This window comes from Novosphingobium sp., assembly GCF_030696665.1.
Classification (GTDB): Bacteria; Pseudomonadota; Alphaproteobacteria; order Sphingomonadales; family Sphingomonadaceae; genus Novosphingobium.
On record NZ_JAUYRV010000052.1, the window covers coordinates 211,693 to 226,786 of the forward strand.

Genomic DNA, 15,094 nt, shown 5'->3' on the forward strand with positions numbered 1-15,094 from the left:
CATATGAACGACACCAAAGCGCCCGCAACTGACCGCGATCTGGTCCTGCGCGCGCTTGGGCAACACCAGCCTTCGTACAGCGAATTGATGGCGCGCCATCGCGAGGCCGTGTTCCGCATTGCCCGCCATCACACCGGCGATGAGGGCGAGGCGATGGACGTTTGCCAGGAGACGTTCATCTCTGCCTTCGCTTCGCTGAACAGGTTCGATCCCGACCGCCCCTTTCGCGCGTGGCTGGTGCGTATTGCGCTGAACAAGTGCCGCGATTGGGCGCGGCGGCGCGCGGTGCGCCGCCTGTTCCGCATGGCCAAGCCGCTGGACGAGGCGATCCATGTTGCGGATGAGGGCCAAGACCCTGAATCCGCAGCGATTTCCGCGCGTGAACTGGCGCGCATTTCCGCTGCCGTGGCCGCCCTGCCCGCTAATCTCAAAGACCCGCTGATCCTCTGCCGCCTTGAAGGCATGAGCATGGCCGAGGCGGGACAAGTGCTGGGCCTTTCAGAAAAGGCCGTGGAAACAAGAATATACCGCGCACGGCAGAAATTGTCCGCAATTCTTGAGGGATAGCGCCAATCCTTGCGTATCAGCAGGCAATGGACAACATGCTTATTCTCAACCGCCGCCGCCTCCTGATCGGAGCGGGAGCGCTGGCTGCAACGCCGCTTGTACCGGCATGGGCGCAATCGGGGCATGGTGGTCATTCGCGCGACGGCGGACCGCTGGCAGGGCGCAATTCCGGCAGCACTTTATCGGGCGAAAACATTGCCTTGAGCATTGGCGCGGCGAAGTTTGGCGTGGGCGAACGGTCTGCCACCGCCGTGGCAGTGAACGGATCGATCCCTGCCCCGCTCATCCGCTTGCGCGAAGGGCAGCGGGTGCGGATTGCGGTGACCAACACATTGAAAGAAGAGAGTTCCATCCATTGGCACGGGCTGCTGGTGCCGTTCCAGATGGATGGCGTGCCCGGCCTGTCCTTCCCCGGCATCGATCCGGGAGAGACGTTTACCTATGAGTTCCCGATCCTCCATTCGGGCACGTTCTGGTATCATTCGCATTCGGGAATGCAGGAAGCGGTGGGGCTTTACGGACCTATCGTGATTGACCCGGCGGAACTGGACACTGCCGCGCCATTTGACCGCGAATATGTGCTGGTGCTGGCCGACTGGAGTCCGGTCGATCCGCACAAACAATTGAGCAATCTAAAGACGATGGGCGGCTATTACAACTGGCAGCGGCAGACCGCGGGCGGGTTGCTGAAGGGCAAGGACCAGTCGTTCAAGGACCGGCTCGAATGGGCCAAGATGCGCATGGATGCGACCGACATTTCGGACGTGACCGGCGCAACATATTCCTATGTTATCAATGGGCATGACAGCATGGCTAACTGGACCGCGCTGTTCCGCGCCGGCGAGCGGGTGAAGCTGCGGATCATCAACGCATCGTCGATGACCAACTTCAACCTGCGCATTCCCGGCCTGCCGATGACGGTGGTGGCCGCCGATGGCTGCGATGTGCAGCCGGTGGAGACCGACGAGTTCCAGATCGGCATTGCCGAGACTTATGACGTGATCGTGCAACCTGCTGAAAATGCGGCATTCGGGATCATTGCCGAGGCCATCGACAGGTCGGGCATGGTCCGCGCTACCTTGGCGCCGCAAATCGGCATGGCCGGTGCCATCCCGCCACGCCGCGCCCGCCCGATCCTCAACATGCGCGACATGGGCATGGATATGAGCGGGATGGATATGGGCAGCGGGGGCGAGATCGACCTTTCGAAGCCCGCCAACGAAAGCATGGAGGGGCACTCCATGAAAATGCGAGACCTCTCGCTGGCTCCGGGCGTGAAGCCGGGGCCGGGGGTGGCGACGATTTCTCCGATGCCCGCTGACCGGCTGGCCGACAAGCCGACCGGGCTTGAGGATGTGGACCACCGCGTGCTGACTTATGCGCAGTTGCGGTCCCGCACGCCGAACCCCGATCCGCGCACGCCGACCCGCCAGCTGGATGTGAACCTGACCGCGAACATGGAACGCTATATGTGGTCCATCGATGGCGAGACGATTTCGGGCGGGGCGGAGCCAATCCCGTTCCGCACGGGCGAGCGGGTGCGGGTGAACTTGATCAACCACACGATGATGCCCCATCCCATCCACCTGCACGGCCACTTCTTTGAACTGGTGACCGGTGAGCCGGGCAATCGTCCGCGCAAGCACACGGTGAACGTGCTGCCGGGCGGAAAGGCGAGCTTTGACCTGACCGCCGATGCCGAGGGCGACTGGGCGTTTCACTGCCACATGCTGCTGCACATGCATGCCGGGATGATGCGCGTGGTTACGGTTCGCGCCGGGGAGAATGCGGCGTGAGGCGCACGATTTTCGCCGGGGCGCTGCTGGTGGCGGTGCCTGCCGTGGCGCAGGACGTTGATCCGCACGCTGGGCATGACATGGGGCAGATGGATCAAACCGTGGACCATTCGGCACACCAGATGCCGCCAGCCGCGCCGCCGATGGACCATTCCGCACATACGGGCCATGCCATGCCGTCAACGCCGGACAGCGAAGTGGGTGATGCCCCGCCGCCGCCGGTGCCGACCGACCACCCCGCCGACGCATTCTGGAACCCGCAGCGCATGGCAACAGCCCGCGACGCCTTGGCCAAGGAAGGCGCGTTTTTTGGCAATGCGCTGATTGCAGACCGGCTGGAATACCGGCCCCGCAATGGCAAGGATGGCTATGCCTGGCAGATCATGGGCTGGGTTGGCGGTGATATTGACCGGCTCTCGTTCGAAACTGAGGGCGAAGGCGCGTTTGGGGAATCGCTGGAAACCGGCGAAGTGCGGGCGGCTTGGCGGCGTGCGCTTGACCCGTGGTGGAACTTTGAACTGGGCGCGCGGCAGGACTTTGGCCACGGGCCGGACCGCACATATGGCGTGATCGGCGTGGAGGGTCTGGCCCCCTACTGGTTCGAAGTGGGCGCGCATGCCTTTGTTTCAAACAAGGGCGATGTGCATTTCCGGCTTGAGGCAGAGCATGACATGCGGCTGACCCAACGCCTGATCCTGCAGCCTTCGGTGGAAATCGATGCAGCGGCGCAGGACGTGCCCGAACTGGGCATTGGTGCCGGGATCGAGAAGATCGAACTGGGCGCGCGCATGCGGTACGAATTTGACCGAGAATTTGCGCCTTATGTGGGCGTGCATTGGGAGCGCAAGCTGGGCGAGACGGCGCGGCTGGCGCAGGCCGACGGGGAAGCCCCGTCGCAGGTCAGCGCGGTGGTGGGGCTGCGGATGTGGTTCTGAGATGATCCACACCCTTCAGCAACAGGGCGGCGCTACAGATACTTGAGCCACCAGATGTCCTTGCGACGCTGCTTGACGCCCGCAAACCAGCGGGTTGGCAGATAAAGCGGCACGACCAGCAACAGTACCCAGAACCACACGGTGGAGAGGTTATCGACGCCGAACACGGTGCCTTTGACCGGCCCATAAAGCATCAGCGCAACGTGGTAGATGCCTTTCAGCGCATAGAGGTGGAGGATGTAGAAAAACATCGGCGCTCCACCAAGAAACGCCAGATGCGGCAGTGCCGGGCTATCCTGAAACTTTTCGAACAGGGCGAGCAGCAGCACACCGGTGCCGACCGTTGGCAGCAGGAACAGCAGCGAGGGCGGATACTTGGTGAGCGCGAGGAAGCTCATCACCGTGCGCAGCGGCGTTTCGCCTGTAAACCAAGGCTTGTCGCCATAGACATTGACATAGCGGATCACCACGAATGCCGCGATCATCCCCAGCCCCAGCATGACCAGCCGACGCAGCCGCAGTGCGGGATCGCTACCCTTGGCGAACCACGGCCCGCAGGCATAGCCGAGCACGATCACGCCGATCCACGGCAGGATGGGATAAGTGGTCTTTGCAGTCAGCCCCAGCCCGAGATCGATTACCGTGCGCTGGTGCAGCACCGCCCAGATCGCATAGCCGCTGTCCTGCGGGGTGAGCACGATGCCATCCAGCAGGTTGTGCAGACAGACGATGGCAAGGCCGAGAGCGAACTGCGCGATACGCGGCAGGTGGATCAGCGCCGCCAGCGCCACCATCGAAATGCCGATGGCCCAGATCACCTGCAGCCAGAACCGCGCGGGGGGAAATTCGAAGCTTTGCGTTGGCCATGCAAGGCAGACCACGGTGAGTTCGAGGAATATCAGGAACAGCCCGCGTTTAAGCAGGAATTCGCTGACCTCCATCTTCGTGCGCGATTGGCCATAGAGCCATGCCGAAAGACCGGTCAACGCAACGAAGGTGGGCGCACAGAAGGTGGACAGCAGGCGCGTGAAGAACAGGCCCGGATCGGTCGTGTTGGCATCGACCGGATCGGAAACCTGCACGTGCAGGAAAAACGTTTCACGCACATGATCGACCAGCATGAACAACATGACCAGGCCACGCAGCGCATCGATGGCCAGCAGGCGAGTGCGCGCCACGGCCGGATTGGCGGGCGCAGCGGGGGAATGAGCCACACTTAGCGTGTTTGCAGTAATGCCTGTCATGCCCTGTTCCTCCTGCCCGGCTTATACCTGTGCAGCTTATGGAGACCATGCGGCGTATTGTATCGAAGTTGGATGCGCGCCAGTGCAAATCTGTTGTGATGGGGCGGACGGGCATGCAATTCTAGCGAAGACGTATGCTGAAGGATCGCGCTTGCCGCCGTGCGGCGCGCCGTGGCAAGGCATTGCACCATGATTGACGGAAACACCGGCGTGATTGCACAGACCATCCAGCTGGCGCTGGCTCCTGTCTTTGTGCTCGTGGCCATCGGCAACATCATGAACATCCTGACGACGCGGCTGGGCCGGATCGTCGATCGTTCGCGCACATTGCAGGGGCATCACGCGGCGACCACGGGGCGCGAGCATGACGTGGTGGTGATCGAGCTGCGCTATGTTGACCGGCGCATCCACCTGATCGGGCGGGCATTGTTGCTGCTGGTGCTGTCTGGTCTGGCGATCGGGGTGACGGTCGGCTCGCTTTTCGTGGGCGAGATGACGGGCATGGAACTGCGCAACATGACCGGAATCATCTTCTCGCTGGCCATCGGTCTGCTGATGATGGCGCTGGTCTATCTGCTGCTGGAAACCCGCATTGCCGCCAATTCGCTGCGTTTGCCGCAGGAATTGCTGGAGCTTGAACGCAAGGATATTTGAGCGGGCGTAGCGACGGCGGAAATATGAGCCTCGTCACCCTGAACTTGTTTCAGGGTCCGTACCTCGGCTTACGCGGATAGGTGGATCCTGAAACAAGTTCAGGATGACGGCAATTCAAACGATCACATTACGAGAGCAGCTTCCCGCTCTTTTCGCGGATCACGCCTTCGATCATGCGCTTGGCAAAACCGAGGCTGGCGGGGAGGTCTACTTCGACGACCAGCTCCTTTTCCGCCAGTTCCACGCCGCAATCGATGGTGTAGCCCATTGACGTGACGCTCATCACCATGTGGTCGTCATCGGTGAAAGTGGTGGTGACGCTGGCCATGCCATCGGCCTTTTCGGCAGCGCGGGCGGCTTTGTCACGAAGGCGTTTGCGGGCCTCGTCGCGGTCAAGCGAGTGGGGAATGGCAATGCGCATCAGGGGGCCTTTGGAGCTTCAAGTTGGGGAGCAGCGTCCAGACCTTCGCCATAGCGGTAATCCAGAAAGCGCCCGCGCACGGCCAGCGCATCGATATCGCCCGAGGCGAGCTGGCGAGTGATCGTGTCGATTTCGGTGCTGATCTTGCCCAGGCCATCGGCCAGTTGCTGATCGGCATTGCGCCCGCCCCGCTCTTCGCGCCGCAAGTGCTGCGGGATCTTGCGATAGCTTTCCACCATGCCGGGCAGATGTTCGCCCACCAGCTTGCGCACTTCGGCAACGGCAGGTTCTGACGGGTCGATGCCTTCAAGCTGCACGCCCAGCCCATCAAGCTGCACGCCAATCTGATCGACCAGTTGGACGGCAGGCGCGGGGAGCGCGGGCCGCTGCGCCTCAAGCCACAGTTCGGTGCGGCCAACCATCGTGCGCACATCGCCGGTGTTGAGCGCGGACAGGGCGGGCACTTTCATCTTTGGAAACGTGGCGAAGAACCACAGTGCAGCCACGATAGACAGCGCCAGCACCATCACGCCGGTAAAGCCGATGCCATTCAGCACCAGCCCTGCCGTCATTGCCGCAACCATGATGACGCCCACCGCCATCGCCATGCGCGCGGCTTTCTTGCCGATGTGCTGGCGTTTCAGTTCAGCCGAGCGTTTGCCAATGCTGCGCCGTCCGCCTGCGCGGTTGTTGGCCAGCGATTGGCTGGCCGAGGCGAGGATGCGGTCGCTTTGGTGTGCCGGGGAATTGGCCATCGGCGGCTCAGCCCTCCAGCGTCAGCAGGGGCGAAGTTTCCGGCCCGGCCATTTTGGCCTGCGATGCGCCTTCGGCCCGCGCGATGTAGCCCTTGGACTTTTCGACCTCGCTGGAAAGCGTGGTGACGGTCTGCTTCATCGAATCGAGCGCCTTCAGCTTGAACGTGTCGATCGTGTCCATCGTGTCATAGATGTTCTGGAACGCGCGCTGCAGCGTTTCGAGCGGGATCGTGCTGGATGCGGCCATCTCGTGAATCTTGCCGGTCTGTTCGCGCAGCAGCTTTCCGGTGGAATCGATCATGTTGGCGGTGGTGGTGTTGAGCGCGGTGATCTGTTGCAGCACAAGGCGCTGGTTGGTCATCGCCTGCGCCACGGTCACCGCCGTGCGCAGCGCGGCGACGGTGGTGGTGCTGGCGCGGTCCACGCCCTTGACCAGTTCGACATTGTTCTTCTTGACCAGATCGAGCGCGAGATAGCCCTGCACCGTCACCGCCATCTGCGTGAGCAAATCCTGCGTGCGCTGGCGGGTGTAGAACAGCGCGCTCTCCCGCACGGCCTTGGCCTTGACCGGATCGGTGTGGTCAAGATCGGCGGCGGCTTCTTCCAGCTTGGCGTCGAGCGTGTTGGAAATGTGGATCATCTGCTCCAGATTGCCCATCGCTTCCCACAGCTTGCCACGCTCAACATCGATGGCGGCGTTGTCCATCAGCAGTTCGTCCTTGCCGGACGCCAGCCGTTCCAGAATCGACTTGATGTGGCCCTGCGCCGAGACATAGCCGTCGAAATACTTCTTCATGCTGTTGCCGAAGGGGATGATGCCCAGGATCTTGCGCCCGGTGGAAAGCTTGCCCTGCTTGCCCGGATCGAGTTCCTCCACCGTGCGGCGCAGCGCGGCCAGATCGGAGCCGACGCCGCTGTCCTTGTCCATCGCGCGGATCGGGCGATCAAGGAAGCGGTTGGCCATGCCCGCAGCCTGCGAGATTTCCTTGCGCCCCATGTTGGTCAACTGATCGACCTTCTTGCCGAATTCAGGGCTTTGCGCATCGACCGCGATCAGATCGGCGACGAAGGCATCGACCTTGGCCTCAAGCTTGGATCGGTTTTCGTCGGACACCGGCACCAGCCCGGCGGCCTGCGCGGGTGCGACCACTGGCACCGGATCAGGCGGGGTCAGCGTGATCGGGGTCATCGTCGCAGTCTCGGGAGTCAGTGCCATCTCAGTCCAGCTTTCGTGTTGGGGCGCTGAACAACATGGTATGTCGCGCGCCCTCGTGCAAGCTGCCTTATGCCTGCAATACAGCGCAGTGCCTTGGGGCATATCGACGGACGGCGTTTGGCGCTCCATGAACGACGGCATGACTGATCCTTTGAGATGCGCCGTGTTCGGTGCCAGTGGCGGCATTGGTGCGGCGATTGCCAGCCAGCTTGCAGCGCGTGATGATGTGGGCGAGGTGCATGTGCTGGCGCGCAAGGCACTTCCACCAGCGTCGAAGTCCGTGGCGCATCGCTTTGATCTGACTGACGATGGGTCGATTGCAGAAGCATGTGCCGCCATCGGCGCGCCGCTAGATCTGGTGATTGTCGCGACCGGGCGGCTGGTGCGTTCGGACGGCACCGGGCCGGAGAAATCGTGGCGCGCGCTGGATGCTGGCGGCATGGCCGAGATGTTTGCGGTGAACGCCATCGGACCCGCGCTGATCGCCAAGCACACGCTGCCGTTGCTGCGCAAGGAGGGACGCCCGGTGTTTGCCGCCATCTCCGCCCGCGTCGGTTCGATCAGCGACAATCGCATGGGCGGCTGGCACAGCTACCGCGCATCCAAGGCCGCGCTGAACATGCTGGTGCGCAACTTTGCGATAGAACTTGGCCGGACGAACCCCGGTGCCGTGGCGGTGACGCTGCACCCCGGCACGGTGGACACGCCACTTTCGGCTCCGTTCCAACGCGGCGTGCCTGACGACCGGCTGTTCACACCCGAACGCTCGGCACGGCACCTGATCGACGTGATCGACGGACTGACCCCGGCAGACAGCGGCAAACTGCTGGCATGGGATGGCAGCCAGGTTCCGTTCTGACCTGCAGCGAAGAAGCATAGCGCAGACCCGCAAAAAACCCCCGCTCCTTTCGGAACGGGGGCCTTTGGATTGCCGGTTTCCCGGTCGTCAGTGTCGTTTTGGCAGGATCAGAACGCGACGGTGGCCGAAACCACTACGCGCGAGCCTGCGATGTTCGAACCATCCTTGGTGGAGGAGAAGTTCGGCGTCAGGTAGTTGTAGTCAGCCGGGCTGAGGTCGGTATCGACATAGGCGACGCCGAGCGTGACATTGCCCAGCGCGTAGTCAGCGCCGATCAGCCAGTCGAGGTATTCGCCGGTAGGCGAAACCGACGTTCCTTGAGGTCCAAGGCCCTTGTTGCCGCCCTTGGTGTAACCAAGGTGGCCCTTCAGCGTCAGGCCAGTGTCGGGGATCGAGGTCGAAGCATCACCCCAGATGTAGAAGTTGTCGGCCTTGGCACCGGGATTGTCATAGATGCCGGTCGAAGCCGAGGCGCCCGAATTGTACCACTGGCCAAGCGCTTCCTGCTTGGGCGCATAGGCAACGCCGACGAGCAGGTTGGCGGGGCCAGCAGCGCCCGAAACCTTGATGTAGGGTTCTGCAAAGTCGGTGTTATCAAGACCGCCCGGATACATGTACCAGGTCAGGCCAACGTCAACCGCCACGCCACCCAGATCAGCCTTGTAGCCGCCGATGATGTCGAGTTCCATGTTGGAACCAGCGAAAGTGCCCCAACCGGCGAGGTTCGAACCCCAGGTGCCGACATAGAAGCCGCTTTCATGGGCGACGGTAACGCCAGCCTGAACAGCCATTTCCTTGTCGGTCATCGAAACGCCGCGGAAGCGGTAGTCAGAGGCGAGCGCAGCGCTGCCCGAAACGGTGATGGGGCTGGATTCTTCATCCTGCGCGAATGCCGGAGTCGCAAGCAAAGCGAGGGCGACGGGGGCCACTGCGGCGGCCAGACGGGTCTTCATACGGAACGCTCCCTGAATAGGATTATCACGTTCCACCTGCGTCCACCGCGCAAATGCCTCTCTGGGGGCATCCATCGTGGTAGAGCCAAATGCTTATCATCGGGATTTGCTGCACTGCAAGATAATTTTTATCCGAGACCTCTTCACGCATGATTAGTGCTGCCATTTGGCAACAGGCGCGTCTTGCGGGTTCGTGGCGAGCGCTGAGCGCCAACACCGGCTTGGTGAAAACAAAACTGGCCGGGGACTGAGATCCCCGGCCAGCAGATGTTTGCTTTAAGGCGCGAGCCTCAGGCGGCGTGGGCCAGCGATTTCAAGATCGGTGCCGGGCCGGTCACCTTCACGTCATTGCCACGCAAGCGGCGGCGCGAAAGCCATTCGGTAAGCATTTCAGCGGTCGTGTGGTCGATCGCATGAACCTTGTCCATGTCCACATGAACCGCGTGGCTATGCGGAACCTGCTCAAGCGCATTGGTCAGGCGAGACAGGCCGATGAATGTGGCCGCACCCTCAAGCTTGAGATGCACGGTTTCACCAATCGACGATTCGCCAACCTTGAACTTCAGGTTCCTGGCATGGGGCACGAGTTCGAGAGCGGACAGCGCAAGGCCTACCAGCACACCGGTGAGCAGATCGGTTGCCACCACCAGCACAAATGTGGCGGTCCAGATCAACGCGGGCAGGTAGCCGTGCACCTTGAACAGGTGCTGCACATGCTTGAGGCTGACGAGCTTCCACCCGGTTACCACCAATACCCCGCCCAGCGCCGCCATCGGCACTTCGCGCAGGATGAAGGGGAGCAGCGCCACAAAACCGAGAATCCACACGCCGTGCATCACAGCAGACATGCGGGTCATCGCGCCTGCCTGCACGTTGGCAGAACTGCGCACGATCACGCCGGTCATCGGCAGCGCGTTGAACACGCCGCACAGCAGATTGCCTACGCCCTGCGCGCGCAGTTCCTTGTTGTAATCGGTGCGCACACCATCGTGCATCCGGTCAACCGCAGCCGCCGAAAGCAGCGTTTCCGCGCTGGCGATAAAGGCGATGGCGATGGCCGAAACGATCATCGAGCCTTGCGTCAGCGTGGAGAAAATGCCCGCTTCAGGCAGGGCGAATGCCGCTGCGATGGAATCGGGCACAGAAATCCGCGCCACGTTCAGCCCAAGGCCCCACGCAACCATCGTTGCTGCAAGTACGCCAAGCAGCGCGCCCGGGAGCAGGCCGAGCTTTGCAGGCTTGACCTTTTCCCACACCAGCATGGTGCCAATGGTCAGCAGGCCGAGCATCAGTGCCAATTCGGTGTTCTGAAGATTGAACGGCGTAAGGCCCAGCACGCGGGCGGGCATCATCGCCAGATTGTCAATCCCGTTGGACAATGGCTTTTCATCGAACAAGATGTGGAACTGGCCAATGACGATCAGAGCGCCAATCCCGGCAAGCATGCCGTGAACGACAGCGGGCGAGATTGCGCGGAACACGCCGCCAAGCTTGGCGATGCCTGCAATCACCTGCAACGCACCTGCCAACACCAGAACCGGGCCAAGCGCGGACAAGCCATTATCACGTACGAATTCGAACACGATCACGGCAAGGCCAGCGGCCGGGCCGCTGACCTGCAACGGCGAACCAGCCAGCAGCCCAACGACGATGCCGCCGATGATGCCGGTCACCAAGCCCTTTTCAGGCGGGACGCCCGAGGCAATGGCGATGCCCATGCACAACGGCATGGCCACCAGAAACACCACGATTGACGCGGTGAAATCCTGAACGAAATAGCGGGAAAAGCCGCCGCGTTCGCCCTCTGCGGTAGCAGATGTCATTCTGCAGCCTCAGCAGTGGCCCAAGCGTCGATCACTGCACGCGCACGTGCAGGAACAGCCACTGGCAGCGGCGTGTCTTCGCGAAGAGGCGTAAATTCCCCCGTCTCGCCATCAAGGCCAAGCACCAGGCCCGCGCTGATATCCACGAACCAGCCGTGCAGCGACATTTCGCCGCGCGCGATGGCCGTTGCCACCGAAGGATGCGTGCGCAGATGGTCAATCTGGACGATCACGTTCTGCAGGCTGACCGCGCGGACGCGCTCATCAGTGCCGAGTTTAGGCGAGCAGCTCGACACGACGCTTTCTGCCGCAGCGCCGTGGCGCAGCCAGGCCACCACATTGGGCATGCCTTCGGGCAGTGCAGGAGCCGACAGCGCCTTCATTGCGCCGCAATCGGAATGGCCACAGACGATGATGTCCCGCACGCCCAGTGCCAACACGGCATATTCGACGGTCGAGGTAACGCCGCCATTCATGGTGGCATAGGGCGGAACCATGTTGCCAGCATTGCGGCACACGAACAGTTCGCCGGGCTGGGCCTGCATGATCTGTTCGGGCACGATGCGCGAATCGGCGCAGGAGATCATCAGCGCCTTGGGCGACTGCCCTTCGCTGACGAGCTTGCCGAACAGTTCGCGGCTATCAGGAAACGTGGTCTTCTCGAAGCTGAAGACGCGGCCGATGAGTTCGTTCACGGCTGAATACCTTTGCTAGTGGGCCGAGCGCCGGGAACGGCTTTCGGGACACTGCACAAGGTATGTGCCCAGCCTTTCCACATTCCATCGCTTTTGTAACGAATTGTTGCGGCGCACGCGCCTTGACCGACGCCGAAGGCCTGCTGGCGTTTACCCGGCCGTCGCCAGAGGAAAGCGCATGGTCACTTCCAGCCCGCCCTCTGGCCGGTTGCGCAATTTCAACTCGCCATTGTCCAGCTGGACCGCGCGGCGGACGATAGCCAGCCCGAGTCCCATACCTGGCGTATCGCGTGATCGGGCAGTATCAAGCCGAACAAACGGCTGTAAAACATCGCTTATCCGATCTTCAGGAATGCCCGGACCATCATCTTCGATCACCACTTCGGCAAGGCCCTGATCGCGCTGCACGGTGACCCGAACATTGCCGGCATAATGCACAGCATTTTCAATCAGGTTGGCCAGCGCACGCCGGAGCGAGACCGGGCGCGCCATGATTTCGAGGCTTTCAAGACCGTGGTATGTTGCGTCGCACCCATCGTCAGCTGCGGTATCGACCAAGGTCTGGACCATGGCGGCCAAGTTGATGCGCTCGGCTGGAATGCGCGAACCTCCGCTTTCAACAAAGGCCTGCAACGATTCCAGCATGTGCCGCATCTCGCCCAAATCCTTGCCCATGTCCTGACGAGTGTCCTCATCAATCCGCGAGTCTTCGAGCCTGAGTTGCATGCGGGACAGCGGCGTGCGCAGATCATGCCCGATGGCCAGCATCGATTGCATACGGCTGGCCATCGATTCGTGGATGCGCTGCTGCATTTCATTGAAAGCATGGATCAGGTCGCGCACTTCGCTCGTGCCGGTCTCTTCCAGAGGCTCGGGCGGCCCTGCACCCACTGTGCGGCTCGCCCTTACCAATGTTCTGAGCGGAGCAAGCGTGGCCCTGAACAGCACCCAAGCCAGTGTCACCAGCATCAACGTGGGCAACATCAGAGAAATCACGCGCCCGGCATTCAGCGTCCAAGCCTCACTGGTGCGGGTCCGGAAATACAGCACGCTGCGATCAGCCAGCAACATCGAGCCACTGATCGCATCGGCACCGCTCCTCGGTTTGAGATAAAGCTGCAGGTCGGCGGCCACAAGATCCCCTGAAAGATCAAGCACCTGCTGCCGCATCTTTGCCAGCGGCACTGCGCCTACGGGTCGGTTGCCTGCCGCCCGCCAGCTTATCGCAAACCGTGGCGTGCTGAGCGCCTGCGCCGCCCCTACCCGCTCTTGAGGCGGCGTGCGTTCAATCGCGCGGCTTGCGATGACAAGATGTTCAGCCACCCGCGCAGCATCATCTTCGGCCACGGCGAACTGGCTGGCACGCTCAAACAGCAACGTGTTGGCGGCAAAATCCACTCCCGCCACCAACAGCAGGATCGCGAGCAAACGCTCGGGCAGGCCGAACCGGCGTAGCATCAGGCGCGCTGGACTTCCGCCTTGAACATATAGCCGACGCCACGCACCGTAACGATCGGGGCGCTGCCGCCAGCACCGGCCAACTTGCGGCGCAGGCGGCTGACCAGCACGTCAACGCTGCGGTCTGAGCTATCCCCCAGCCGCGTGCGCGACAGCTCGATCAGACGTTCACGCCCCAACACGCGCTGCGGCTGGCCGATAAACGTCGAAAGCAGATCGAACTCCGCCCCCGTCAGATCCACCATCGCACCACTGGGCGAATGCAATTCGCGCCGGGCCATTGATACTGACCAGCCATCAAAGCGTATGTCGCCGCTGCGCGATCCGGTTTCGCCGGCGCTGTCAGTGCCACTGTTGCTACCCCGTCGCAACACCGCGCCAATCCGCGCCACCAGTTCGCGCGTGCTGAACGGTTTGGGCACGTAGTCGTCTGCGCCAAGCTCCAGCCCCAGAACGCGGTCTTCCTCGCTGCCGCGTGCAGAAACGAAGATGATCGGCACCTCGCTCTGCTTGCGCAAGCGGCGGAACAGCTCGATGCCGCTGGTGCCCGGCAACATGATGTCGAGCACGACAAGGTCCGCAGGTTCGCTTTCCAGCGCCACCCACATTTCCGCGCCCGTGGCCGCGGTGCGGACATTGTAGCCATTTTCACGCAAGGCTCGGGCGGTCAGTGTCCGCAGCGGGCCATCGTCTTCTACCAGTACTATCGAAGCAGGTTGCATAGTTTCCCGGCGCGTTTGCAGCAGCACACCGGCACGATAGCAGCGCCAAGCGTGATGCCAAGGTTGAACAATGGGGAAGTCGGCACATTGCCGTGCGATTAAGGCTGGCCAGCTACCGGCAAGCCTTGTCGCCCAGATCATATCCGTCCCCCCGGAACGATGAAACCTAGCTGCGCCGCCGCTTTTGCGCGCGAGAGGCGCTTTCAAAACAAAACATTGCTGAACTGCAGAATGTGACTGTTTCCGTCCGATTTGGAACCGGACTGGCACTACCTTGGCGGTCATAATCGAAATTTCCTGCGGACTTGCCCACCGGTTTGGTGTTGCACGTATCGGCCCGGTCGGCTTTGATCCCGGGGAAAGCCCAAACCCGGTTACGCTGCCAACGGCGCGGCCAGACAAAGGGCGCAGAACCGATTGCTGCATCACAGGAGAGCCTGACATGGCCGAAGCCGTCTATCCCGTGCCCACCGAATGGGCCGAAAACGCACTTGTGGACGAGGCGCGCTACTTCGAGATGTACCGCCAGTCGGTCGATGACCCGCAGGCGTTCTGGGCCGAACATGGCCAGCGGCTCGATTGGATCAAGCCTTACACCAAGGTCAAGAACACCTCTTTCAACGAGGCGGACTTCGGCATTCGCTGGTTCGAGGATGGCACGCTGAACCTTTCGGCCAACTGCCTTGACCGTCATCTGGCGACGCGCGGCGACGCCGTGGCGATCCTGTGGGAGCCGGACGGATTGGGTGAGCCACACCGCGAAATCACCTATCGGCAGTTGCACGAAGACGTCTGCCGCTTCGCCAACCTGCTCAAGGCCAAGGGCGTGAAACGCGGGGAGCGCGTCACGATCTACCTGCCGATGGTGCCCGAAGCCGCCGTCGCCATGCTCGCCTGCGCGCGGATTGGCGCGATTCACTCGATCGTGTTCGCAGGCTTCAGCCCCGATGCACTGGCAGGCCGCATCACCGATTGCGACAGCCGCATCGTGCTGAC

The 15,094-nt window shown here is 62.1% G+C and carries 15 protein-coding genes; 6 read left to right on the top strand and 9 right to left on the bottom strand.

Annotation, left to right across the window (positions count from 1 at the left end):
• Window positions 1–3 precede the first annotated feature (3 nt).
• The 3 genes from Q8R81_RS17465 to Q8R81_RS17475 are packed head-to-tail and all read left to right on the top strand — an operon-like array spanning window position 4 to window position 3,298.
• A complete protein-coding gene (locus Q8R81_RS17465; RefSeq protein WP_305619794.1) occupies window positions 4–567 on the top strand; it encodes an RNA polymerase sigma factor in 564 nt (187 codons plus the stop codon).
• A gap of 26 nt (window positions 568–593) precedes the next feature.
• The gene (locus tag Q8R81_RS17470) at window positions 594–2,363 is read left to right on the top strand and encodes a copper resistance system multicopper oxidase (protein WP_305619795.1); all 1,770 of its coding nucleotides are present in this window, start codon (window positions 594–596) and stop codon (window positions 2,361–2,363) included.
• Window positions 2,360–3,298: a copper resistance protein B gene (locus tag Q8R81_RS17475; protein WP_305619796.1), complete on the top strand. Its 939-nt coding sequence runs from the start codon at window positions 2,360–2,362 to the stop codon at window positions 3,296–3,298. Before Q8R81_RS17470 ends, Q8R81_RS17475 begins: the two co-directional genes overlap by 4 nt.
• 32 nt (window positions 3,299–3,330) lie before the next feature.
• On the opposite strand, the gene Q8R81_RS17480 is transcribed toward Q8R81_RS17475, so the two are convergent.
• On the bottom strand, window positions 3,331–4,542 hold the full coding sequence (locus Q8R81_RS17480; protein ID WP_305619797.1) for a DUF1624 domain-containing protein: 1,212 nt from the start codon (window positions 4,540–4,542) through the stop codon (window positions 3,331–3,333).
• A gap of 189 nt (window positions 4,543–4,731) precedes the next feature.
• On the opposite strand from Q8R81_RS17480, the gene Q8R81_RS17485 reads away from it, so the two are divergent.
• Window positions 4,732–5,196: a DUF2721 domain-containing protein gene (locus Q8R81_RS17485; protein ID WP_305619798.1), complete on the top strand. Its 465-nt coding sequence runs from the start codon at window positions 4,732–4,734 to the stop codon at window positions 5,194–5,196.
• Between the two features lie 127 nt (window positions 5,197–5,323).
• Here the strand turns inward: Q8R81_RS17485 and Q8R81_RS17490 are convergent, their stop codons facing one another.
• The 3 genes from Q8R81_RS17490 to Q8R81_RS17500 are packed head-to-tail and all read right to left on the bottom strand — an operon-like array spanning window position 5,324 to window position 7,588.
• Complete coding sequence (locus tag Q8R81_RS17490; RefSeq protein WP_305619799.1) at window positions 5,324–5,617, bottom strand: polyhydroxyalkanoic acid system family protein; 294 nt, start codon at window positions 5,615–5,617, stop codon at window positions 5,324–5,326.
• Window positions 5,617–6,372 carry a hypothetical protein gene (locus Q8R81_RS17495; protein ID WP_305619800.1) on the bottom strand — a complete coding sequence of 252 codons (756 nt, stop codon included), beginning with the start codon at window positions 6,370–6,372 and terminating at the stop codon, window positions 5,617–5,619. Before Q8R81_RS17495 ends, Q8R81_RS17490 begins: the two co-directional genes overlap by 1 nt.
• A gap of 7 nt (window positions 6,373–6,379) precedes the next feature.
• A complete protein-coding gene (locus tag Q8R81_RS17500) occupies window positions 6,380–7,588 on the bottom strand; it encodes a toxic anion resistance protein (RefSeq protein WP_305619801.1) in 1,209 nt (402 codons plus the stop codon).
• A 139-nt stretch (window positions 7,589–7,727) separates the two neighbouring features.
• On the opposite strand from Q8R81_RS17500, the gene Q8R81_RS17505 reads away from it, so the two are divergent.
• Window positions 7,728–8,447 (top strand): SDR family NAD(P)-dependent oxidoreductase, encoded by a 720-nt coding sequence (locus Q8R81_RS17505; RefSeq protein ID WP_305619802.1) that lies wholly within the window; start codon window positions 7,728–7,730, stop codon window positions 8,445–8,447.
• A gap of 107 nt (window positions 8,448–8,554) precedes the next feature.
• On the opposite strand, the gene Q8R81_RS17510 is transcribed toward Q8R81_RS17505, so the two are convergent.
• The 5 genes from Q8R81_RS17510 to Q8R81_RS17530 form a co-directional block, all read right to left on the bottom strand.
• On the bottom strand, window positions 8,555–9,400 hold the full coding sequence (locus Q8R81_RS17510; protein WP_292624934.1) for a TorF family putative porin: 846 nt from the start codon (window positions 9,398–9,400) through the stop codon (window positions 8,555–8,557).
• A 290-nt stretch (window positions 9,401–9,690) separates the two neighbouring features.
• Window positions 9,691–11,223, bottom strand: a complete 1,533-nt coding sequence (locus tag Q8R81_RS17515) for a SulP family inorganic anion transporter (RefSeq protein WP_305619803.1) — start codon at window positions 11,221–11,223, stop codon at window positions 9,691–9,693.
• A complete protein-coding gene (locus Q8R81_RS17520; RefSeq protein ID WP_305619804.1) occupies window positions 11,220–11,918 on the bottom strand; it encodes a carbonic anhydrase in 699 nt (232 codons plus the stop codon). Before Q8R81_RS17520 ends, Q8R81_RS17515 begins: the two co-directional genes overlap by 4 nt.
• A gap of 150 nt (window positions 11,919–12,068) precedes the next feature.
• Complete coding sequence (locus Q8R81_RS17525) at window positions 12,069–13,376, bottom strand: ATP-binding protein (RefSeq protein ID WP_305619805.1); 1,308 nt, start codon at window positions 13,374–13,376, stop codon at window positions 12,069–12,071.
• Complete coding sequence (locus tag Q8R81_RS17530) at window positions 13,376–14,098, bottom strand: response regulator transcription factor (protein WP_305619806.1); 723 nt, start codon at window positions 14,096–14,098, stop codon at window positions 13,376–13,378. Before Q8R81_RS17530 ends, Q8R81_RS17525 begins: the two co-directional genes overlap by 1 nt.
• A gap of 442 nt (window positions 14,099–14,540) precedes the next feature.
• Here Q8R81_RS17530 and Q8R81_RS17535 point away from each other — a divergent pair.
• On the top strand, window positions 14,541–15,094 hold a 554-nt coding region (locus tag Q8R81_RS17535), incomplete at its 3' end, for an AMP-binding protein (protein WP_305619807.1).